Genomic DNA, 385 nt, shown 5'->3' on the forward strand with positions numbered 1-385 from the left:
GGCCTCAAATACACCGACATCCAGACCGTGTTCCTGCCGCCCGCCGATGCCCGCGCCGCGTTCGAGCGCGGCAGTGTCGATGCCTGGGTGATCTGGGACCCGTACCAGGCTGCCGCCGAACAGCAACTGCAAGCGCGCACCTTGCGCGATGGCAAAGGCATCGTCGACAACCATCAGTTCTATCTGGCGACCAAGCCTTATGCGCAGAAAAATCCTGAAGTGATCAAAACCCTSGTGGAAGAAGTGCGCGCGGTCGGTGAATGGTCCCGGGCCAATCCCGAGGACGTAACCCGACAGGTTTCGCCACTGCTCGGCCTGCCGGCGGACATCACCCTGACTTCGGTGAAGCGCCAGGGCTACGGCGCGCTGTTCCTGACCCCTGAGG

At 63.0% G+C, this 385-nt stretch carries 1 protein-coding gene; it reads left to right on the forward strand.

Annotated elements, in window-relative coordinates; genetic code table 11:
* Positions 1–385: ABC transporter substrate-binding protein (locus AC1DF0_RS32585; protein WP_477577758.1), on the forward strand; the 385-nt coding region annotated here is incomplete at both ends.

It is taken from the genome of Paenibacillus sp. 05T425 (assembly GCF_056396205.1).